At 62.8% G+C, this 19,790-nt stretch carries 22 protein-coding genes; 15 read left to right on the forward strand and 7 right to left on the reverse strand.

Annotation, left to right across the window (positions count from 1 at the left end):
- Position 1: 1 nt before the first annotated feature.
- On the forward strand, positions 2–1,108 hold the full coding sequence (locus ACE10Z_RS10475; RefSeq protein ID WP_375787850.1) for an MlaD family protein: 1,107 nt from the start codon (positions 2–4) through the stop codon (positions 1,106–1,108).
- An 82-nt stretch (positions 1,109–1,190) separates the two neighbouring features.
- Here ACE10Z_RS10475 and ACE10Z_RS10480 read toward each other — a convergent pair whose 3' ends face one another.
- The 3 genes from ACE10Z_RS10480 to ACE10Z_RS10490 form a co-directional block, all read right to left on the reverse strand.
- Entirely contained in the window at positions 1,191–2,375 is a 1,185-nt protein-coding gene (locus tag ACE10Z_RS10480) for an acetate/propionate family kinase (protein WP_375787851.1), read from the reverse strand.
- A gap of 28 nt (positions 2,376–2,403) precedes the next feature.
- Positions 2,404–4,815, reverse strand: coding sequence for a phosphoketolase (locus tag ACE10Z_RS10485; protein ID WP_375787852.1), 2,412 nt, complete (start codon positions 4,813–4,815; stop codon positions 2,404–2,406).
- Between the two features lie 260 nt (positions 4,816–5,075).
- Entirely contained in the window at positions 5,076–5,333 is a 258-nt protein-coding gene (locus ACE10Z_RS10490) for a hypothetical protein (protein ID WP_375787853.1), read from the reverse strand.
- 193 nt (positions 5,334–5,526) lie between these two features.
- On the opposite strand from ACE10Z_RS10490, the gene ACE10Z_RS10495 reads away from it, so the two are divergent.
- Complete coding sequence (locus ACE10Z_RS10495) at positions 5,527–5,775, forward strand: hypothetical protein (RefSeq protein WP_298365122.1); 249 nt, start codon at positions 5,527–5,529, stop codon at positions 5,773–5,775.
- A gap of 227 nt (positions 5,776–6,002) precedes the next feature.
- Here ACE10Z_RS10495 and fixJ read toward each other — a convergent pair whose 3' ends face one another.
- The 4 genes from fixJ to ACE10Z_RS10515 form a co-directional block, all read right to left on the reverse strand.
- Positions 6,003–6,611, reverse strand: a complete 609-nt coding sequence (gene fixJ, locus ACE10Z_RS10500; protein WP_375787854.1) for a response regulator FixJ — start codon at positions 6,609–6,611, stop codon at positions 6,003–6,005.
- Positions 6,608–8,038: a PAS domain S-box protein gene (locus tag ACE10Z_RS10505; RefSeq protein ID WP_375787855.1), complete on the reverse strand. Its 1,431-nt coding sequence runs from the start codon at positions 8,036–8,038 to the stop codon at positions 6,608–6,610. The genes fixJ and ACE10Z_RS10505 overlap by 4 nt, the downstream gene beginning before the upstream one ends.
- A 100-nt stretch (positions 8,039–8,138) precedes the next feature.
- Positions 8,139–8,300 carry a hypothetical protein gene (locus tag ACE10Z_RS10510; protein WP_207835330.1) on the reverse strand — a complete coding sequence of 54 codons (162 nt, stop codon included), beginning with the start codon at positions 8,298–8,300 and terminating at the stop codon, positions 8,139–8,141.
- A 67-nt stretch (positions 8,301–8,367) separates the two neighbouring features.
- A complete protein-coding gene (locus tag ACE10Z_RS10515) occupies positions 8,368–8,724 on the reverse strand; it encodes a hypothetical protein (RefSeq protein ID WP_375787856.1) in 357 nt (118 codons plus the stop codon).
- A gap of 598 nt (positions 8,725–9,322) precedes the next feature.
- Between ACE10Z_RS10515 and ACE10Z_RS10520 the strand changes: the two genes are divergently transcribed.
- The 13 genes from ACE10Z_RS10520 (at position 9,323) to ccoS (ending at position 19,469) form a co-directional block, all read left to right on the forward strand.
- Complete coding sequence (locus ACE10Z_RS10520; RefSeq protein WP_375787857.1) at positions 9,323–9,451, forward strand: hypothetical protein; 129 nt, start codon at positions 9,323–9,325, stop codon at positions 9,449–9,451.
- Between the two features lie 130 nt (positions 9,452–9,581).
- Positions 9,582–10,331: a CBS domain-containing protein gene (locus ACE10Z_RS10525; RefSeq protein ID WP_375787858.1), complete on the forward strand. Its 750-nt coding sequence runs from the start codon at positions 9,582–9,584 to the stop codon at positions 10,329–10,331.
- Positions 10,328–10,537 (forward strand): hypothetical protein, encoded by a 210-nt coding sequence (locus ACE10Z_RS10530; RefSeq protein ID WP_375787859.1) that lies wholly within the window; start codon positions 10,328–10,330, stop codon positions 10,535–10,537. Before ACE10Z_RS10525 ends, ACE10Z_RS10530 begins: the two co-directional genes overlap by 4 nt.
- Positions 10,538–10,752: 215 nt before the next feature.
- Complete coding sequence (locus tag ACE10Z_RS10535) at positions 10,753–10,980, forward strand: hypothetical protein (RefSeq protein WP_375787860.1); 228 nt, start codon at positions 10,753–10,755, stop codon at positions 10,978–10,980.
- Between the two features lie 110 nt (positions 10,981–11,090).
- Complete coding sequence (locus ACE10Z_RS10540) at positions 11,091–11,588, forward strand: hypothetical protein (protein ID WP_375787861.1); 498 nt, start codon at positions 11,091–11,093, stop codon at positions 11,586–11,588.
- 26 nt (positions 11,589–11,614) lie between these two features.
- Positions 11,615–13,237, forward strand: a complete 1,623-nt coding sequence (ccoN, locus tag ACE10Z_RS10545) for a cytochrome-c oxidase, cbb3-type subunit I (RefSeq protein ID WP_375789800.1) — start codon at positions 11,615–11,617, stop codon at positions 13,235–13,237.
- Between the two features lie 8 nt (positions 13,238–13,245).
- Positions 13,246–13,980: a cytochrome-c oxidase, cbb3-type subunit II gene (ccoO, locus tag ACE10Z_RS10550; RefSeq protein WP_375787862.1), complete on the forward strand. Its 735-nt coding sequence runs from the start codon at positions 13,246–13,248 to the stop codon at positions 13,978–13,980.
- Between the two features lie 10 nt (positions 13,981–13,990).
- Positions 13,991–14,155, forward strand: coding sequence for a cbb3-type cytochrome c oxidase subunit 3 (locus ACE10Z_RS10555; RefSeq protein ID WP_375787863.1), 165 nt, complete (start codon positions 13,991–13,993; stop codon positions 14,153–14,155).
- 6 nt (positions 14,156–14,161) lie between these two features.
- Positions 14,162–15,034 carry a cytochrome-c oxidase, cbb3-type subunit III gene (gene ccoP, locus ACE10Z_RS10560; RefSeq protein ID WP_375787864.1) on the forward strand — a complete coding sequence of 291 codons (873 nt, stop codon included), beginning with the start codon at positions 14,162–14,164 and terminating at the stop codon, positions 15,032–15,034.
- Between the two features lie 96 nt (positions 15,035–15,130).
- A complete protein-coding gene (gene ccoG, locus ACE10Z_RS10565; protein ID WP_375787865.1) occupies positions 15,131–16,588 on the forward strand; it encodes a cytochrome c oxidase accessory protein CcoG in 1,458 nt (485 codons plus the stop codon).
- 15 nt (positions 16,589–16,603) lie between these two features.
- Positions 16,604–17,104: a FixH family protein gene (locus ACE10Z_RS10570; RefSeq protein WP_375787866.1), complete on the forward strand. Its 501-nt coding sequence runs from the start codon at positions 16,604–16,606 to the stop codon at positions 17,102–17,104.
- 11 nt (positions 17,105–17,115) lie between these two features.
- On the forward strand, positions 17,116–19,302 hold the full coding sequence (locus ACE10Z_RS10575; RefSeq protein ID WP_375787867.1) for a heavy metal translocating P-type ATPase: 2,187 nt from the start codon (positions 17,116–17,118) through the stop codon (positions 19,300–19,302).
- Complete coding sequence (gene ccoS, locus ACE10Z_RS10580; RefSeq protein ID WP_212313114.1) at positions 19,302–19,469, forward strand: cbb3-type cytochrome oxidase assembly protein CcoS; 168 nt, start codon at positions 19,302–19,304, stop codon at positions 19,467–19,469. The genes ACE10Z_RS10575 and ccoS overlap by 1 nt, the downstream gene beginning before the upstream one ends.
- Positions 19,470–19,790 lie beyond the last annotated feature (321 nt).

Consider the following 19,790-nt stretch of genomic DNA (forward strand, 5'->3'; position numbering starts at 1 on the left):
TATGGAAATCCGCGCGCCCTACATTGTCATTGGTGCATTCGTATTATCGGCAATCGTCGCCGTGTTCGGCTTTGTCTACTGGCTGAACAATTTCGGTGGAATCGGAAAGCGGGAGACGTATCAGCTCGTCTTTACCGATCCCGTGCCGGGTCTGCTCGTCGGGGCAGGTGTTCTCTTCAACGGTATCCGCGTCGGCGAGGTCACAGCCCTTGAACTGGTTCCGGAACGCCCGCGCGAGGTTCGCGCCAGGATCGCAGTCGCCGAGCGGACGCCGGTGCATACCGACACGCGTGTCGGCCTCGATTTCCAGGGGTTGACCGGTGTCCCGGTGATCGCGCTGGAAGGCGGTGACGATCTCCAGGCGCCGCCGGCGCGCGAACCGCTGGTGGCTGAAAAGGGGGCCGGGCGGAGCATGACGCAGGCTGCGCGCGATGCGCTACGCCGGGTCGATACCGTCCTGTCCGAGAACGCCGCGCCGCTGCACAGCACGATCGACAATCTCAGCACGTTCGCCGAAGGGCTTGCGCACAACACGCCGAAGCTCGATGGAATTGTGGCCGGACTTGAGCGCATGACCGGCGGTGCGCCCGCGCCGCGCAAGGTGGCGTACGACCTTCACGCGGTGGACAGCTTCGGCGCGCAACGCCATGCGAATCTGCCCGAGCAGCTGGTCATGGCGGAGCCGACCGCGATCGCCCGCCTCCAGACCCAGCGCTTTTTGTTCACGCCGGATGAGGAAACTCAGGGATTCGAAGCTGCGCAGTGGAGCGACAGTCTCCCGGTGCTGGTGCAGGCACGGTTGCTGCAGAGCTTCGAGAATTACGACGTCGAGCATGCGCCACTGCGCGCCGACAGCGGCGTAGAAGGCGCGCTGCGTCTGCTGATCGACCTGCGCCGGTTCGAAATTGTGCAGGGACCTCAACCGCGCGCGACGATCTCCTTGTCCGCGAAGATCGTGGATCGAAATGGTCAGGTCAAGGCTGCAAGGCTTCTCGAGCAATCTGAAGGAATCAACTCGCTGACGCCGTCCGAGGCGGCCGCCGCATTCGATAAGGCTTTCGGGACCCTCGCAAGGGAGCTCGTGACGTGGATTGCGGCGACGGACTGAACCAGACCGTTGCAGCGTCGCACAATGATCATCCTGGACCAGACTTGCCCGGCGGCAGCCGCCAAGCCAAGGTCGTCGCGACCTAACGACCTGTGACCAGCAGGCTGCGGCAGTGCCGCGCAATACTGACTTCCTCATTGGTCGGAATGATCAGTACATCGACCGGGCTGCCCTTCGCGGCGATACGCTGCGCGCCCTGAGCATTTGCGGCCGTATCGATGCTGACGCCGAGCCATGAGAGGCGATCGCAGACGCGCTGCCGGATTTCCACGGCATGCTCGCCAATGCCGCCGGTGAACACGAGGCCATCGAGGCCGGCAAGCGAATTCGCCATCACGGCGACTTCTGCGGCGACACGAAATGTGAAGAGATCGACGGCTTCGCGAGCCGCAGGATCGTGGCTAGCCAGCAGGGCGCGCATATCGGCTGACACCCCGGAGACGCCGAGCAGACCCGAACGTTCGTACAGCAGGTGCTGCACGTCATCGACCGACATTTTCTCTTGCTGCATGAGATAAAGCAGCACGCCGGGGTCGATCGTTCCACAGCGTGTCCCCATCACGAGACCGTCGAGTGGGGTCAATCCCATGGTGGTGTCGACGCTGCTGCCCTTCTGCAAGGCACAGAGGCTCGCGCCATTGCCGAGATGCGCCACGACGACGCGCTTGTCGGCCCATTCCGGCGCGATCACAGCGATCCGGCTCGCGACGTATTCGAAGGAGAGGCCGTGGAAACCGTAGCGGCGGATGCCGCGCTGCTCAAACTGCCGCGGGATGGCAAAGCGGCTCACCGGCGGCGTCAGGCCGTGATGAAAGGCCGTGTCGAAGCAGGCGATCTGCGTCAGCCTGGGTTGCAGTGACTGCACGGCCCGGACCGGCACCAGGCAGCGCGGCTGGTGCAGCGGCGCCAGCGGCGTCAACGCCTCGAGCGCGGCGAGGGTCTGCCCTGTGATGACGACCGGCCCGTAGAACTCGCGGCCGCCATGGACGATGCGATGGCCGACGGCGGCGAGCCTGCCGCCGTCGAGATAGTCCTCGATCCAGGCAAAGATATCGCCGAACAGGCCGTTGTCTTCCGGCGTGCCGCTCGCGCGGCGCTTCTCGAACAGCTGCCCGCCCGAAGCGTCGCTCACCACGATGCGTGGGACTTTCTCCTGCTCGTCAAGCAGGCCTTTGCATTGCAGCTTTGGCTCGGCCGGCGCGATGTCGAACAGGCCGAACTTGATGCTGGACGAGCCGGCGTTGAGCACCAGGACGCTGTCGGACATAGACGGTCTCTCTCGCGTGTTCGCTGTCTCAGTCAACGGATTTGTGGTCTGTTGTGCCGTAGGGCCAGACCCAGTCACGGATCTGCGGCATGTCCTCGCCATGCTCGCGCACGTAGCGCGTATGCTCGATCAGGGCGTCACGGAATTGCTGCTTGACGTGCGCGGCTGCGATGTCGAGCCCCGGCACCCGCTCGATCGCTTCGATGGCGAGATGGAAGCGGTCGAGCCCGTTCAACACCACCATGTCGAACGGCGTCGTGGTGGTGCCTTCCTCCGCAAAGCCCCGCACGTGCATTCCATCGTGATTGGTGCGGCTGTAGGTCAGGCGATGGATCAGATAGGGATAGCCGTGATAGGCGAAGATGACAGGCTTGTCGCTGGTGAACAGGCTGTCGAAGTCGCGGTCGGACAGCCCGTGCGGATGCTGCTCCGCCGGCTGCAGCGTCATCAGGTCGACCACGTTGACGACGCGGATCTTCAGGTCCGGCAATGTCTTGCGCAGCAGGTCGACGGCGGCGAGGGTCTCCAGCGTCGGAACATCGCCTGCGCAGGCCATCACCACGTCGGGCTCTGTGTCGAGAAGCTCGGTGCCGGCCCAATTCCAGATGCCGATGCCGGCTTCGCAGTGGGTGATTGCTTCGCGCATCGACAGCCATTGCGGTCCCGGCTGCTTGCCCGCGACGATCACGTTGATTCGGTCATAGGTACGCAGGCAATGATCGGCGACCCAGAGCAGGGTGTTGGCATCCGGCGGGAAGTAGACGCGGACGATGTCGGCCTTCTTGTTGGTGACGAGATCGACGAAGCCGGGATCCTGGTGGCTGAATCCATTGTGATCCTGGCGCCAGACATGAGAGGTGAGGAGATAGTTCAACGACGCGATCGGCCGCCGCCAGGGCAACTCGCGCGAGACCTTCAGCCATTTGGCGTGCTGGTTGAACATCGAATCCACAATGTGGATGAAGGCCTCATAGCACGAGAAGAAGCCGTGGCGGCCGGTGAGCAGATAGCCTTCAAGCCAACCTTGGCAGAGGTGTTCGCTCAGGACCTCCATCACTCGCCCGTCATGAGCCAGATGGACGTCATAGGGCTCGATGCCCTCCATCCAGACCCGGTCGGTGGCCTCGAAGACTGCGTCGAGCCGGTTGGATGCGGTTTCGTCCGGACCCATGATGCGGAAATTGCGCGCCTCCGCATTCAGCTCCACGACTTCGCGCAAGAACTTGCCGAGTTCTCGCGTGGCTTCGGCGACGGCGTCACCCGGAGCGGTGACCTCGACCGCATACGCACGGAAATCCGGCAGCTTCAGCTCCCGCTTCAGGAGGCCCCCATTGGCGTGCGGGTTCGCCCCCATCCGACGGTCGCCTGCGGGCGCAAGGGCTTGCAGTTCAGGTACGAGCCGGCCATTCGAATCGAACAGCTTGTCGGGCTCGTAGGAGCTCATCCAATGTTCGAGCAGTTTCAGGTGCTCGGGGTTGCCGCGCGCGTTGGCGATCGGCACCTGATGTGCACGCCAGAAGCCTTCGACCTTCAGCCCGTCGACTTCCTTCGGTCCGGTCCAGCCCTTCGGGCTGCGCAGCACGATCATCGGCCATCGCGGCCGCTTGAGGCCGCCGGCCTGCTGGCGCGCGGCTTGTTGGATCGAGCGGATGCCGGCGAGCGCGGTGTCGAGCGCGTCGGCCATCAACCGATGCATGGCACGCGGATCGTCGCCTTCGACGAATAGCGGCTCGTAGCCGTAGCCGATGAAGAGGCTGCGGACTTCCTCGTCATCCATCCGCCCCAGCACGGTGGGATTGGCAATCTTGTAGCCATTGAGGTGCAGGATTGGCAGCACTGCGCCGTCATGTACCGGGTTCAAGAACTTGTTGGAATGCCAGGACGCCGCGAGCGGGCCGGTCTCCGCCTCGCCGTCGCCGACGACGCAAACGGCAATCAAATCGGGGTTGTCGAACACTGCGCCATACGCGTGAACCAGTGCATAGCCGAGCTCGCCGCCTTCGTGGATCGAGCCGGGCGTCTCAGGCGCCGCGTGGCTCGGAATACCGCCGGGGAAGGAGAACTGGCGGAACAGTTTGCGCAAGCCATCCGCGTCGCGCGTCACCTCCGGGTAAACTTCCGTGTATGTGCCTTCGAGATAGGTGTTGGCGACCATGCCGGGACCGCCATGGCCGGGACCGCAGATGTAGATGACGTCGAGGTCGGAAGCGCGGATTGCGCGATTGAGGTGGGCATAGATGAAATTGAGCCCCGGCGTGGTGCCCCAATGTCCGAGTAGGCGCGGCTTGATGTGCTCGGGCTTCAGCGGCTCTCTCAACAGCGGATTCGCCAGCAGATAGATCTGTCCAACGGAGAGATAATTGGCGGCTCGCCAATATCGATCGAGCAGCTCAAGATCATCCGTGCGTGCTGGCTCGTTTGGAGTGGTCGCAGATTGCATGTCGTTCTCCCGGGATTCGAAGATGACCTCGGACGCCGCTATCGGTTCCACGTTAGAGGGCGAATATGACGGGAATGGCTTGAGCCAGCTCAAAGATGCAGGCCAATTCCGGCCGCAACGTCCACAAAAAGATGCCCGGCAAGGGCCGGGCATTGAATATCGAGACAACCTCACGGGAGTATGGGGTGCTCGTCTTAGTATGCGAGCATGCGGCGGCCCGCGGCGTTTTGATCCAGCGCAAGAAATCGCAAGATTGCCCCTCACCGCAAATGGGGAGCGGATGGTTCTTGCTCCAGGTCATTTGGCACCATGCCATATGTCCTCAGCACGGTCGTTTTCGTCTCCGGATGGCCGGTACGGACGATTGCCGCAGCACCAGCGTGGCCGAACGTCTTCCATAAGTGTTTGGCGTGCTCAATCGCCGCGGCTGGGCTGGCGCATTTGGTCTGCTGGCCCGGAACGAGCCCGCCATCGGCCCGGTCGTACGGCAGGGCAATGAAATGCGTGATCTCGTCCATCGATGCCCCTTTCTCGTTCGCTCAACCTCACCAAGCAGAGCATTGTGTGGTGGCGGCTATCTTGATCTGCCTCAGCTCATTTCGTTTGATCCGGATCAAGGCGAAACAGGCGCATCTCGTTTCTGCTGGTGGCTCGTAAGGGAGCTTGCTTGCCATTGAGCTTCCTCCTCTCGAATATGGGCTGGTCAGGGCAATGGGAAACCTCGTGCACTTTCCGGAATCGCGTCGGGCGAACCGCGAAGAGGTGGCGTCGGGAGCGGACATTCGCCATTCCTTCCGTCAAGTGTTGTTGATGCTCGAACTGCAACTGCTCCAGATCAGCGGCTTGGTCGCCGGGTGTCCGGCCGGAGCGGTCAGGACGAAGCTGCAGCAGCAGCACGACCAGCTACTCGGTCGCCTTGCGGTCGCGCGACAGCATGCACGAGCGCTGATCGGCGATTGATGTCGGCCCACATGGTGGGCAGCCCCATTAGCCCGCACATAACGCTCACTTTCGCGGAAATGACCGATGTCGGCATAGGCCTGCAGTTCGAGCGCGGGCGGATGCAGAGAGGCCGTCGAAAAGCATTTGCTGTAACTCGATTGGGCGATCCGCGGATTATTGTACCGGCGGCGCCCAATTGAAATGACGTACAATTACTTATGCCTCGGGAAGCGTTGGCTGCTCGGCTAGAGTCCGGCAGCGATCGCGATCCGCATCAGCTCCGACATGCTGCGGACATTGGTCTTGGCCATCAGGTTCGCCCTGTAGACTTCGACCGTGCGCGGGCTGATGCCAAGGTCGTGGGCGATCACCTTGTTGATCTTGCCTGCAACGAGCCCTCGCAGGACGTCACGTTCGCGCGGCGAGAGGTCCACCAGACGAGCTTCGGCCTCGCGCTTGACCGTACCGTCGGCCGGTCCCGCCGACTGCGTTTGCAGGGCTTCGCCGATCGCACGCAACAGCGCTTCGTCCTCGAACGGCTTTTCGATGAAGTCAACCGCGCCAGCCTTCATCGCCTCGACCGCGAGTGCGACGTCGCCATGGCCAGTCATCAGGATGACGGGGCATGCCGCTGCGTCAGCCTTGAGTTTGCGGACGAGCTCAAGGCCGCTCATGCCGGGCATGCGGATGTCGGATACGATGCAGTCGACCGTGCCATTGGCGAAATGATCGAGAAATTCGGTTGCCGTTTCGTAGGTCGTGACGGCAAAGCCGTTGACATCGAGCAGGAAGGCCAGTGAGTCCCGCATCGCCGGATCGTCGTCGATGACAAGAATTGTACGCCGCGTCGTCATGCTTCTTCTCCGTCCTCCGCGAACGGGAGGATGAACTGAAAAACCGTGCCGCCTCCAGAATTTGGCATCACATCGATGCGTCCACCATGGGATTCGATGATGGTCCGGCAGATCGAGAGGCCGACGCCCATGCCATGCTCCTTTGTCGTGATAAAGGGCTGAAACAGGCGGTCGGCGATGTCAGGGCTGATGCCGGGACCGGTATCGGCAATGGTGAACGTCGCTACACCGTTAGCCTTGGTGACGCCGACGGTCAATTCGCGGCGCGGGCTGGAGGCCATCGCCTCGATCGCATTGCGAACCAGGTTGAGCACGACCTGCTGAATCTGGATCTTGTCGACGATAATCGAGGGCATGTCCCGGTCGCTGCGGATCGCCACCCGAATCCCCTGCTCCTTGGCGCCGAGCAGCGCAAGCGCGACGGCCTCTTCGAGCAGGGTGGCGGGGCTCTCCAGGGAGTGTTGCGTTTCGCCCTTGGCGACGAATTCGCGCAGGCGCTTGATGATGTCGCCGGCCCGTAGCGCTTGCTGCGCGGCCCGCTCGAGCGCGTCGCGGATGCGGGCAGCTTCCGGCGTTTCCGGCGCCAGCAGCGCCCTCGCACCGCGCATGTAGTTCGTGATGGCCGAGAGCGGCTGGTTGATCTCATGCGCGATTGAGGACGCCATCTCCCCCATGGCGGTCAGTCGCGACACATGGACCAGCTCGGACTGCAGCTCCTGAAGCCGCCGTTCCTGCGCGCGGCGCTCGGTGAGATCGCGGATAAAGCCGGTGAAAAAGCGCTCTCCGCGTACCTTGGCCTCGCCGACGGCGAGCTCCATCGGAAAGGTCGAGCCGTCGCTCCGTTCTCCGACCACGATGCGGCCAATGCCGATGATGCGCCGTTCGCCCGTCGTAAGGTAACGTTCGAGGTACCGGTCGTGCTCGCCGCGATACGGTTGAGGCATCAGGCTCGAAACGTTCTGTCCGACGACCTGGTCCGCCTTCCAGCCAAACAGGCGCTCGGCTGCCGCGCTGAAGGAGCGAATGATACCGTGGTCGTCGATGACGATCATGGCGTCAGGGACCGTGTCCAGAATCGATTGCAGATGGGCCTGTCGATTTCGCGCCTGATCGCTTTCCCTCAACAGCCGGTCGCCCATGAAGCCGAGGACCGGGCCGAGGATGGCAAAGCAAGCGATATCCATCAGATTCGCGGGTTCAGTGACCAGGCTTTTGCCGAGGAATTTGGCGCTGACGATGAGGCAGAGCAGGGTGGTGAGGATCGCCGGGCCACGGCCGCCAGTGAATGCCGCAAACAGTACGGCGGGCACGAAGATGATCGTGAAGGTCCGGTCTTCGAAATAATTATCGAGCCCCGCGCGCACCGCGAATACGAGCGCGGCCGCTGCCACGGCAGTGCCATAGCGGTACCAGATGCGATCGGACATATTTCCCCGGCGAAGCCCTCAGCTGGATCGATACTACAACGTTCGGACGGCCGAAGCCATCGGCGCTCGGCACGAGCCGGCCACGGCGGCGGGGACAGGTCTATCTGATCCAGGCACGCCAATGCGTCGGCTGCACCATGATGCGTTCGGCGGTCTCCGCCTTTACCCAGCCGCCCGGGATGCGGCGGCATGGAAAGACGAGCTTGTGAATGGCGTTGCCCTCGATCACGGCGAGTTCAAGATCTCGACCGAAGGGGGCCATCGCGACCCCCTCCCATGTCGCGCTGACGCCTGCCTCAGGGCGTTCGGGAGCGTCGCGTGCCGGCACGTCAGGCGGCCTTCTGAGCAGCCTCGTCGAGACTGCTGGTCTTTCGTGCGAGCAGGTTCAGCTCGATCGTGCCCAGCGAACGTGCGGTCTCGATCGCGTACGTCGCGTCGTTCGCGCCGCGCGCGGTGACGCCCTTGGCCCAGTCCTGCAGAGCCGTGATCTTCTCGGCCACCGAGGCGGTGGAATTGAACTTGCGGAAAAGCTCCCAGGCTTCGTTCGATTCGATCTGCATCTGCTCGAACCAGTGCCGGTTTGCCTCGATCAGTTTCTCCGAGAATTCCGACTGGACCGCCATCGCCCGCTTCGCGTAGCTCTGGATGGCGTCGGAGACGGGACGGGCTTCGCTATGGTCTGTCATGTCCAACATCCTTCGTTGAGGGAAGTATTGTTTCTCATCCGGGCGGCGCCTGCGCGTTGACGCGCGTCAACTTGATGGCTTCCGGCCTGCGCTGGTTCTCGCGACCAGGCTAGTGTGCTGAATGCGAAGTTCGTGCGATTTCGCGGCAGCCGCTTTCACGAACTTCGCATTCATAAAGCACACTAGAATCATAAATTTGCTAGTGTCCTTATCGAATCCGAAGTTCGCTCCGAAGGTGCGGCGAATGATACGAACTTCGGATTCGGGACACTAGCTGCGCTTGGGACTGACGACGGCACCGGTTCGCAGATTGATGAAGTGGACGCCGTCGCAGGCAGCGCAGGAGATCGAGTGCAGCTCGTCAGCCAAGGGCTCGGATGCGTCGTCGGGTAGCAAGCCTTGAACTCGATCGCCGGTATTTGGACACGAGAAGATGATGGGGCGCCAAGCCCTTATGTCTGCCATTTGCACGATCCTGACGGATGAGCATCTTAACGGTGGCGCGGCGCTCCGTTTTGACGCAGGTCAAAATTCCGGTCGGGTGGTCGGATCGGGGCAGGCGGCGGCCTAGAACGGTCGGCGCCGACGGAGCTGGTGGGTGCTTGACCTGGCGGGCTGCCTTAGCGGCCGCCTTGGCGGCAAGCGCATCCTGGCGAACGTCACGACGACAATCGCCAGCACTCCCATCGAGGCAAGCAGGTTCTGCAACATGATTTCGATCTCCTGACAGGACGTCAGCATCGTCGATCATCGGTCGCGTCGCCTTGATTCCCGTCAAGCGCAGGCGTTGAGGGAAATCAAAGCAGATGAGCCGATTGCGTGTGACCTTGGTGGCAGGCGATGGAAGGAGAACAGCAATGCGTGCACATCAGATCATGGCGAGACACGTCATCACTGTCGGAACCGAGACATCCATTCTCGACGCCGCGAAGCTGATGATGGATCACCATATCAGCGGCTTGCCGGTGGTCGATGCGGCTGGAAGGCTGGTCGGAATCCTGTCGGAGAGCGATTTTCTGCGGCGAAGCGAGATCGGCACGCAACGCCGGCGTGGCCGCTGGTTTCAGTTCCTTCTCGGCTCCGGCCATGCAGCCGCGGACTTCGTCCACGAGCGCGGGCGGAAGGTCGGAGAGATCATGTCGTGCGATCCCGTCACCGTGACGGAAGACACGCCCTTGCCTGATCTGGTCGATCTCATGGAGAAGAAGGGCGTCAAGCGGCTGCCGGTGATGAACGACGGGCGGCTCGTTGGCCTCGTGACACGCGCGGACCTGCTGAGGGCAGTAGCGTCCATCGCGCACCAGATTCCGGATCCCACGGCGGATGACGAGCACATCCACGATCGCATCGTACGGGCACTCGACGGTGCAAACTGGTGTCCGCTCGGACTGCAAGTCTCGGTGCGCGACGGCGTGGTGCATCTCCGTGGGGTCATCATGGATGAGCGGGCGAGGCAGGCGGCGATCGTCGCCGCGGAGAATGCCGCCGGCGTCAAGGAAGTGCACGATCATCTGTGCTACGTCGACACCTATTCCGGCTTCTATATCCAGTCTGCGGAGGACGAGCGAGCGGCTGCCGCCAAAGCGGCGAAGGAGATGGCAGGATGATCGTTCGCCCCGCATTCATACTGATCCCGTTGATCGCGACCGCGGTGGTCAGCGCCGATGTCGTGGGATTCGCCGCAACGCTGCTTGCGATCTGCGCGATCGTGGGCTTCGCGATCGTTGCCGCCGGATGGACCGTTAGCCGAAAGGCGACATCAATACCGGCAGTCCAGCCGTCATCCGCAAACTGGAAATCTCGCCACAAATAGTACCTCGTCCGGTCCGGTTGTCGTTCCTGATCACCGTGAGCCGCACGAAATGCGCGTGGTCCGCGCGATCGAGATCGTTCAAGGCTCTGCTCGCCGTCGATATTCTCTGCAAAGAGACATCCGCAACACAGAGCAAGCCGTTGCGACAGATCAATACGGGCGTGCCGCACTGATGGCAGCGTCAGCAACAGGGAATCAGCCCATGCGAGGGTGCCATGCCATCATTTGACGTTCGCTTCATCAAAACGGTTTGCGACGATACCGGCCACGAACATCGCGCCTGCCAGGCAGCGTTCAAGGTCGACGCTGCCTCGCTTTCTGCGGCCGCACAGCTGGCCGAGGCCGACTTCTGCAGACAGAAGGGTGTTCGCGACTGGACGATCTTTGCCGACTCCATGGAGCTTCGAACGCCGCCGGCATTGCAATCAGCCTGGGGCGGCTAACGATCTTAGGCGGCGGTCGCGATCGATTGCCGCGACAACGCGCGTTTGACCAGGATCAAATCGGAGATCGGGTCCTTCCGCTAGAGGTAGACCAAGATGGGGCTTGAGAAATGACCGACCGATCAGCTGGCAATCGCTCGCCGCAATTCGAGAATCTTCTAGCCCGCTTGCGAGCATTTCTTGCTCGGCGACACGAATTCGATCTGATGACTCCTCGAGAGGTCGACGAGATCGCTCACGAGCTCAATCTCTCGACGTCGGACCTTCGTTTGCTTGCCCGCGAGCAAGGCTCGCCGGAGTTGCTGAGCAAACGTCTCGAGCACGCAGGTCTGTCCGAGCAGATGCTCGCGTCTTCCCATTGCGATGTGTTGCGTGATCTGCAGCGGGTGTGCGGTCTATGCCGTGAGAAGGCACGTTGTGCCGAGGATCTCGCGCGGGAGCGGCGGGCCAGCCCGGCAAAATATTGTCCGAACGAATTGACCCTGACCGCGCTGAGCCGCGGCGCCACCGGCACGCGGCATGGCGCGGGAATTGATACCGATCAAGCGGCTGGCAGGGAGATTGTGGTTTCCATGACGTCATCGCAGCCAAAGAAAGCCTCCACATGACAGGTCCATCATCCGTTTCAAAGTCGATGACGATGGGCGAAGCCGGCTTGACGTCGGCACTCGCAGTTCTCGCCTTCGTCAGCTTTCTCGGCGCGGCGATGGGGCACGATGCGGCGTTCAGTTTTCACGCGTCGCTTGCTTGCGTCGCCAGCCTGATCTCCGTGATCGTGATTGGCAATCGCTACCTTGACCGGCCGGCCCAGCTGCCTCCGGCGGAGATCGGCGGGCGCCCCAATTACAATCTCGGCCCGATCAAGTTCGCTTCCGCCATGGCGATGTTCTGGGGTATCGCGGGTTTCACCGTCGGTCTCATCATCGCGATGCAGCTGGCGTGGCCGGCGCTCAATTTCGACCTGCCCTGGACGACATTCGGCCGCCTGAGGCCGCTGCATACGTCGGCCGTGATCTTCGCGTTCGGTGGTAACGTCCTGATCGCGACGTCGTTCTATGTCGTGCAAAAGACCTGCCGCACGCGCCTTGCAGGCGACCTGTCGCCCTGGTTCGTCGTGGTCGGCTACAACTTCTTCATCCTGATCGCCGGCACCGGCTACCTGCTCGGCGTGACCCAGTCGAAGGAATACGCCGAGCCGGAGTGGTACGCCGACCTCTGGCTGACGATCGTCTGGGTGACGTATCTGCTCGTGTTCCTGATGACGCTGGTGAAGCGCAAGGAACCGCATATCTTCGTCGCGAACTGGTTCTACCTCGCGTTCATCATCACGATCGCGGTGCTGCATCTCGGCAACAACCCCGCGCTGCCGGTCTCCTTCCTCGGCTCGAAGTCCTACATCGCCTGGGGCGGCGTGCAGGATGCGATGTTTCAGTGGTGGTACGGCCACAATGCGGTTGGCTTCTTCCTGACCGCCGGCTTCCTGGCGATCATGTACTACTTCATTCCGAAGCGGGCCGAGCGTCCGGTTTATTCCTACCGGCTTTCGATCATTCATTTCTGGGCGCTGATCTTCCTCTACATCTGGGCCGGCCCGCACCACCTGCACTACACGGCGCTGCCGGACTGGGCGCAGACGCTCGGCATGACGTTCTCGATCATGCTCTGGATGCCGTCCTGGGGCGGCATGATCAACGGCCTGATGACGCTGTCGGGAGCCTGGGACAAGCTGCGCACCGATCCCGTCCTGCGCATGATGGTGGTTTCGGTCGCCTTCTACGGCATGTCGACCTTCGAAGGCCCGATGATGTCGATCAAGGTGGTCAATTCGCTGAGCCACTACACCGACTGGACCATCGGCCATGTGCACTCCGGTGCATTGGGCTGGGTCGGTTTCGTGTCGTTCGGCGCGCTGTACTGCCTCGTCCCGTGGCTCTGGAATCGCCAACTCTACAGCCTGAAGCTCGTCAACTGGCACTTCTGGATCTCGACGATCGGCATCGTGCTCTACATTTCCGCGATGTGGGTGTCGGGAATCCTGCAGGGCCTGATGTGGCGTGCCTACACCTCGCTCGGCTTCCTCGAATACTCCTTCATCGAGTCCGTCGAGGCCATGCATCCCTTCTACATCATCCGCGCGGCCGGCGGCGCGCTGTTCCTGGTCGGCGCCCTGATCATGGCCTTCAATCTCTGGATGACGGTCAATGCTGGCCGAGCCAGCGAAACCGAGGGCGCCGCTGCTCTCCAGCCTGCCGAATAGGTCACGACATGTCTCTCTGGAACAGACACAAGATCTTTGAGAAGAACTCGATCATCCTGATCGTCGGCATTCTCGTCGTCATTGCCATCGGCGGCTTGGTCGAGATCACGCCGTTGTTCTACCTGAAGAGCACGATCGAGGCGGTCGATGGCGTACGCCCCTATACGCCGCTCGAGCTCGCCGGCCGCAACATCTACGTCCGCGAGGGCTGCTATCTCTGCCATTCGCAGATGATCCGGCCGCTGCGCGACGAGGTCGAGCGCTACGGCCACTATTCGCTCGCTGCCGAGAGCATGTACGACCATCCGTTCCAGTGGGGCTCCAAACGCACCGGACCGGACCTTGCGCGCGTCGGCGGCAAGTATTCCGACGACTGGCACGTCACGCACCTGATCAATCCGCGCTCGATCGTGCCGCAGTCAGTGATGCCCGGGTACCCGGCGCTCGCCAAGACGGAGCTCGACCCGTCCGACGCTGCGGCTCATCTGCGGACCAACCGCGCGGTCGGCGTGCCCTATACCGACGAGCAGATCGCCAACGCGGCCGCCGATCTGAAAGCACAGGTCGATCCCGACGGCCCCGGCTCCGACGCGTTCCAGAAGCGCTATCCGAAGGCGGTGGTCCGTAACTTCGACGGCAAGGCCGGCAATCCGACCGAGCTCGACGCGCTGATCGCCTACCTGCAGATGCTCGGCACGCTCGTCGACTTCAAGCTTTACAACGAAAAAGCCAATCTGCGCTGAGGGCACGAGCATGAAAGCGATCATTCAAGTCGAGAATATTGCATCGAGCCTGGTCGGCACTCTCTGGACGCCCATCTTCGTTGGAATCTTCATCGCCATCGTCGCCTACGCGCTGTGGCCCCGCAACAAATCTCTCTTCGACGCCGCAGCCCGGATGCCGCTGCGGGAGGACTGACCGATCATGAGCGAGCACAATGAGATCGACCGCGTTTCCGGCCGCAGCACGACCGGTCATGAGTGGGACGGCATCAAGGAGCTGAATACACCGCTGCCACGGTGGTGGGTCCTGACATTCTATGCGACGATCGTCTGGGCGATCGGCTACTGGGTCGTCTATCCGGCCTGGCCGCTGGTCTCGGGCTACACCACCGGTCTGTTCCAATATTCCACCCGTGCCAGTGTCGCGACCGACCTTGCCGATCTCGAGAAGCTGCGCGGCGAGAAGATGGCGGTGCTCGGCAACGCGTCGCTGGCCGACATCGAGAAGGATCCGGCCTTGCTGGCGCTGGCGCGTGCCCGCGGCAAGACCGTGTTCGCCGACAATTGCGCTCCCTGCCACGGCAGTGGCGGCGCGGGCGCAAAGGGCTATCCGAATCTGAACGACGACGACTGGCTGTGGGGCGGTTCGCTTGACCAGATCATGCAGACCATCCAGTTCGGCGCACGCTCGGGACACGCAAAGGCCCACGAAGGGCAGATGCTGGCATTCGGCCGCGACGGCGTCCTCAAGAGGGACGAGATCGTGACCGTCGCCAACTATGTGCGCTCGCTTTCCGGCCTCTCCACCGCGCCGAAGTTCGACCCCGCTACCGGAAAGAAGATATTCACCGAGAACTGCACCAGCTGCCACGGTGACAACGGCAAGGGCAACCCGGAACTCGGCGCGCCGAATCTGACCGACCAGATCTGGCTCTATGGCTCCGACGAGGAGACGCTGGTCGAGACCATCACCAACGGCCGCGCCGGCGTCATGCCGGCCTGGGTCGGCCGGCTGGACCCGGTCACCGTCAAGGCGCTGACGGTCTATGTGCACTCGCTGGGGGGCGGCAAGTAGCCGCCACCGCGAGGGAGTCCGGGTTCATTGACCGAGGTCAAACCCGGACATGGTGCGGGGATGTAGGTTTCAACCAGAGCCTCACTCGAGCAACCCATGAACAAGCCCGTGCCGCCTGATGAACTCATAACCGACGAAGACGGGCCGCTCTACGCGCCCCGCAAGAAGGTATATCCGCAGAGCGTCTCGGGCCGATTCCGCTCGATCAAATGGCGGCTGATGGCCGTCTGTCTCGGCGTCTACTATCTGCTGCCGTTCGTGCGCTGGCATCGGGGCCTCGGCGCGCCCGACCAGGCGGTCCTGATCGATTTTCCAAACCGACGCTTCTATTTCTTCTTCATCGAGCTGTGGCCGCAGGAAATCTACTATTTCACCGGCCTTTTGGTGCTGGCGGCGCTCGCCTTGTTCCTGATGAATGCGCTGGGTGGGCGGATCTGGTGCGGCTATCTCTGTCCGCAGACGGTCTGGACCGATCTGTTCTATGCGGTCGAGCGGCTGGTCGAAGGCGACCGCCGCGCGCAGATGAAGGCCGACGCCGGCCCAATGACCGCTAAGCGAGCCGGTCGCCGTGCGTTGAAGCACGCAATCTGGCTGATGATCGCCTGGTGGACGGGTGGCGCCTGGGTGCTCTACTTCGCCGATGCGCCGACCCTGGTGCGCGACCTTGCGACCTTTCAGGCGCCGGCGATCGCCTATGTCTGGATTGCGATTCTGACCGCATCGACCTATCTGCTGGCCGGCTATATGCGCGAGCAGGTCTGCGTCTATATGTGCCCGTGGCCGCGGATACAGGCCGCGCTGACCGACGAGTGGGCACTCAACGTCACATACAAATACGATCGCGGTGAGCCGCGTTGCTCGGTCAAGAAGGCGTTCGACATTCGCTCGCTCGGCGAGAAGGCCGGCGATTGCATCGATTGCAACCAGTGCGTTGCCGTGTGCCCGACCGGAATCGACATCCGTGATGGCGCGCAGCTTGGCTGCATCCAGTGCGGCCTGTGCATCGATGCCTGTGACGCCGTCATGACCAAGGTCAGCCGCAAGACCGGTCTGATCGGTTACGACAACGATATCAACGTTCAGCGGCGCGTTGCCGGCAAGCAGGAGATTTTCAAGCCCGTTCGCGCCCGTACCGTCGTCTACGCCAGCCTGATCACCATCGTCTGCGCCGTGATGCTTTACGCGTTGATGTCGCGGACCCTGCTCGACGTCAATGTGCTGCACGACCGCAACCCGATCGCGGTGCGTCTCAGCGACGGCTCGATCCGCAACGGATACACGCTGCGCTTCCTCAACAAGCGCGGCTTTGATCGCGTGATCGCGATCGATGTCGATGGACCGGCCGACGCGAAGCTGCACGTCATCGGTGCGGACTCAGTGACGCCAGACCGTCCGATGATCGTCCTTGGCCGCGACACCACCACCGAACTTCGCGTGCTGGTGACGGCACCGCTGGATGAAAAGGCGGAAAAGTCGGTGCCGGTCACGTTTCGCGTCACCGACATCGGTCTCGGAGAGGTCGCCTCCGCGACCGACCACTTCGTCCTTCCATAACGATGGAATCTACCCATGGCAGCCTCAAGTCCAGTCGCGCGACCCATCACCGGACGTTTCGTCCTGATCACGACGATCGCGTTCTTTGCCGTCGTCATCGGCGTGAACATGGTCATGATGCGCCTTGCCATCACGACGCTTCCGGGCACTGAGGTCGACAGCGCCTACAGCGCCAGCCTCGCCTATCAGCGCGAGATCGATGCGGCAAGACAGCAGAACGAGCGCGATTGGCAGGTCCAGGCGCATATCGATCGGCGGCCTGATGGGACGGCCGGAATCGCACTCGAGGCGCGCGACCACGCCGGCGCACCTCTGACCGGATTGAGCTTCCTCGCTCGCCTCGAACGACCGATCGATCGTCGCGCCGATCGGGCGATCGAGATCGGAGAGGCGGGCGTTGGCACCTATCGCGGCCGCGCCGACGGCGTCGCCGCGGGGCAGTGGGACCTCGTGATCGAGGGCGACGCGGATGGCCGCCGCATGTTTCTGTCGAAGAACCGAATCCTCCTGAACTGAGGGTGCATCCCATGCAGGCGGATATCGATTTCTCTCACTATCTGAAGAGCGCGGGCACCGGGCTCATCCATCTCGATCTCGCAGTCGAGGGCATCAATTGCGCGGGCTGCATGGCCAAGATCGAGCGCAACCTTTCGACCATACCGGACGTCACCTCGGCCCGCGTAAACCTGACCGACAGCCGCCTGGCACTGGAATGGAAGGCGGGTGCACTTGATCCGGCGCTGTTCGTAAGCCGGCTCGCGGAGCTCGGCTACAAGGCCTATCCGTTCGAGCGGAATGATGCCGAAACGCTGGAAGCGCAGCGCGCGCAAGGCTTGCTGCGACGACTGGGCGTCGCGGCCTTTGCCGCGATGAATGTCATGATGCTGTCGGTCCCGGTATGGTCCGGCAACGTCTCCGACATGCTGCCGGAACAGCGCGACTTCTTTCACTGGCTGTCGGCGCTGATCGTGCTGCCGGCCGCCGCCTATTCGGCGCAGCCCTTCTTTTCGTCGGCGCTGTCAGCACTGCGGGCGCGCGGCGTCAACATGGACGTGCCGATCAGCATCGGCATCGTGCTCGCGCTGGCGACCTCGGTGATCGAGACCCTCAATCACGCCGAACACGCCTATTTCGATGCCGCTATCATGCTGATCGCATTCCTGCTCGCTGGCCGCTACCTCGACCAGAACATGCGGCGGCGTACCCGTGCCTTTGCCGGCAACCTGGCTGCCCTCAAGGCGGAGACGGCGACGAAGTTCATCAGTCCGACCGAGATCAGAACGGTTCCGGCGGCTGCGATCCGGCCCGGCGACATCGTGCTGCTGCGGCCCGGCGAACGCTGTTCGGTCGACGGCAACGTGATCGAGGGCCGCTCGGAGATCGACCAGAGCCTGATCACGGGCGAGACCTTGCCGGCGATGGCGACGCCTGGCAGCGCTGTGTTCGCGGGCACGCTGATCCGTACCGGAACATTGCGCGTCCGTGCATCGGCCGCCTCGGGCGGTACATTGCTGGATGAGATATCCCAGCTGCTCGATCGCGCGCTGCAGGCGCGCTCGCGCTATCTTCGATTGGCGGAGCGGGCTTCGAGGCTCTATGCCCCGGTGGTGCACGCGACCGCGTTGCTCACGATGCTGGGCTGGCTGGCCTATGGCGCGAGCTTTCATGATTCGATCGTGACAGCGATTGCCGTCTTGATCATCACCTGTCCCTGCGCACTGGGTCTTGCCATTCCGGCGGTGCAGACCGTCGCGTCCGGCGCGCTGTTCGGCTCTGGCGTGCTGCTCAACGCCGGCGATGCGATCGAGCGGATTGCCGAGATCGACCGGGTGATCTTCGACAAGACAGGTACATTGACGCTGCCCGAACTCGATGTCGCCAATCTCGCGGAAATCCCGGACGATGTCGTGAAGCTTGCAGGCCGGCTGGCGCTCTCGAGCCGTCATCCGGTCGCTGCCGCGGTCGCGCGCAAGGCGGGTGCGGCCTCACCGTTGCCCGATATCCAGGAAGAGCCGGGGCAGGGTGTCTACGGTCTTTACGAGGGGCGTCCGATCCGGCTGGGCCGCCCGTCATTCTGCGGCGCCGATGATCTCGCCAACGAGATCCTGTGCCACGATACGGAAGCATCCGTCGTCGCATTCAGGTATGGCGAGAGCAGATATGCCTTCGCGGTTCGGCAACGGCTGCGGCCGGACGCGGCCGAGGTGGTGGCAGGGCTGGCGCGCATGGGGATCGCCGTCGAGATCGTGTCCGGAGATCGCGAACCCGCGGTCCGGCTCGCGGCCGAGGTGCTCGGCGTGCATGAATGGCGTGCCGGGGTGTCTCCGGTCGACAAGATCGACCGGATCGAGGAGCTGGCGCGCCAAGGCTGCAAGGTACTGATGGTCGGCGATGGCTTGAACGATGCGCCGGCGCTGGCTGCCGCACACGCCTCGATGTCGCCCGTTACGGCGACGCATATGAGCCAGGCGGTCGCCGATGCGGTCTTTCTCGGCGAACGTCTCGCGCCAGTGCTGGCCGCCGTCAAGGTGTCCCGCAAGGCGCTGCGGCTGATGCGGCAGAATCTCTGGCTTGCCGTCGTCTACAACGTGCTGGCCGTGCCGATCGCGATCGCCGGCCTGGTCACACCGCTGATCGCCGCGGCGGCGATGTCGGGCTCATCGGTGATCGTGATGCTGAACGCGCTGAGAGCACGAACGACGGAGACGGGCTGATGGAAGTTCTGGTCATTCTGGTGCCGCTGGCGCTCGCGCTTGGCTTTGCCGGGCTACTCGGCTTCCTGTGGTCGCTCAAGAGCGGCCAATATGACGACCTCGATGGCGCGGCATGGCGCGCCATCGCCGACGATGAGCCCGTCAGCGGTCAGGGTCAGTCCAAATAATGAAAATACACGAGTGAAACCGCCGATGCGATGGTCAACGCGGTGCAGGCGAGCGCCAGCAGGAGTGTCCAGTCCGTCCGCCGCGATTGCGGCACCCGAGACCGCAGGAGCAGGACCGCGACCAGCCGGTTGATGGCACCAAACCGCGCCATTATCAGCAACAGCACATCGGCAGCACGTCAGGCTGCCAGTAGCGCCAGTGTGTCGCGGACACTGTGACGGGTTGCATCGTGGTGGCATCGAACCATCCGTCAGCCTGCCGGACACAGGGGAAACCGAGCGGATGTTGATCGTCATCGATTACGGCAAGCTGGATCGCGC

It is taken from the genome of Bradyrhizobium sp. Pha-3, from assembly GCF_042258615.1.
Lineage (GTDB): Bacteria > Pseudomonadota > Alphaproteobacteria > Rhizobiales > Xanthobacteraceae > Bradyrhizobium.

What these genes read in the sequence shown, in the direction of transcription:
- ACE10Z_RS10535 (WP_375787860.1), top strand. Translation starts at nt 10,753, where the DNA reads ATGCCATCATTTGACGTTCGCTTCATCAAAACGGTTTGCGACGATACC.
- ccoG (WP_375787865.1), top strand. Translation starts at nt 15,131, where the DNA reads ATGAACAAGCCCGTGCCGCCTGATGAACTCATAACCGACGAAGACGGG.
- ACE10Z_RS10485 (WP_375787852.1), bottom strand. Translation starts at nt 4,815, where the DNA reads ATGCAATCTGCGACCACTCCAAACGAGCCAGCACGCACGGATGATCTT.
- ACE10Z_RS10540 (WP_375787861.1), top strand. Translation starts at nt 11,091, where the DNA reads ATGACCGACCGATCAGCTGGCAATCGCTCGCCGCAATTCGAGAATCTT.
- ccoP (WP_375787864.1), top strand. Translation starts at nt 14,162, where the DNA reads ATGAGCGAGCACAATGAGATCGACCGCGTTTCCGGCCGCAGCACGACC.
- ACE10Z_RS10530 (WP_375787859.1), top strand. Translation starts at nt 10,328, where the DNA reads ATGATCGTTCGCCCCGCATTCATACTGATCCCGTTGATCGCGACCGCG.
- ccoN (WP_375789800.1), top strand. Translation starts at nt 11,615, where the DNA reads ATGACGATGGGCGAAGCCGGCTTGACGTCGGCACTCGCAGTTCTCGCC.
- ACE10Z_RS10515 (WP_375787856.1), bottom strand. Translation starts at nt 8,724, where the DNA reads ATGACAGACCATAGCGAAGCCCGTCCCGTCTCCGACGCCATCCAGAGC.
- ACE10Z_RS10555 (WP_375787863.1), top strand. Translation starts at nt 13,991, where the DNA reads ATGAAAGCGATCATTCAAGTCGAGAATATTGCATCGAGCCTGGTCGGC.
- ccoO (WP_375787862.1), top strand. Translation starts at nt 13,246, where the DNA reads ATGTCTCTCTGGAACAGACACAAGATCTTTGAGAAGAACTCGATCATC.
- ACE10Z_RS10570 (WP_375787866.1), top strand. Translation starts at nt 16,604, where the DNA reads ATGGCAGCCTCAAGTCCAGTCGCGCGACCCATCACCGGACGTTTCGTC.
- ACE10Z_RS10575 (WP_375787867.1), top strand. Translation starts at nt 17,116, where the DNA reads ATGCAGGCGGATATCGATTTCTCTCACTATCTGAAGAGCGCGGGCACC.
- ACE10Z_RS10525 (WP_375787858.1), top strand. Translation starts at nt 9,582, where the DNA reads ATGCGTGCACATCAGATCATGGCGAGACACGTCATCACTGTCGGAACC.
- ACE10Z_RS10505 (WP_375787855.1), bottom strand. Translation starts at nt 8,038, where the DNA reads ATGTCCGATCGCATCTGGTACCGCTATGGCACTGCCGTGGCAGCGGCC.
- ACE10Z_RS10510 (WP_207835330.1), bottom strand. Translation starts at nt 8,300, where the DNA reads ATGGCCCCCTTCGGTCGAGATCTTGAACTCGCCGTGATCGAGGGCAAC.
- ccoS (WP_212313114.1), top strand. Translation starts at nt 19,302, where the DNA reads ATGGAAGTTCTGGTCATTCTGGTGCCGCTGGCGCTCGCGCTTGGCTTT.
- ACE10Z_RS10490 (WP_375787853.1), bottom strand. Translation starts at nt 5,333, where the DNA reads ATGGACGAGATCACGCATTTCATTGCCCTGCCGTACGACCGGGCCGAT.
- ACE10Z_RS10475 (WP_375787850.1), top strand. Translation starts at nt 2, where the DNA reads ATGGAAATCCGCGCGCCCTACATTGTCATTGGTGCATTCGTATTATCG.
- ACE10Z_RS10480 (WP_375787851.1), bottom strand. Translation starts at nt 2,375, where the DNA reads ATGTCCGACAGCGTCCTGGTGCTCAACGCCGGCTCGTCCAGCATCAAG.
- fixJ (WP_375787854.1), bottom strand. Translation starts at nt 6,611, where the DNA reads ATGACGACGCGGCGTACAATTCTTGTCATCGACGACGATCCGGCGATG.
- ACE10Z_RS10495 (WP_298365122.1), top strand. Translation starts at nt 5,527, where the DNA reads ATGGGAAACCTCGTGCACTTTCCGGAATCGCGTCGGGCGAACCGCGAA.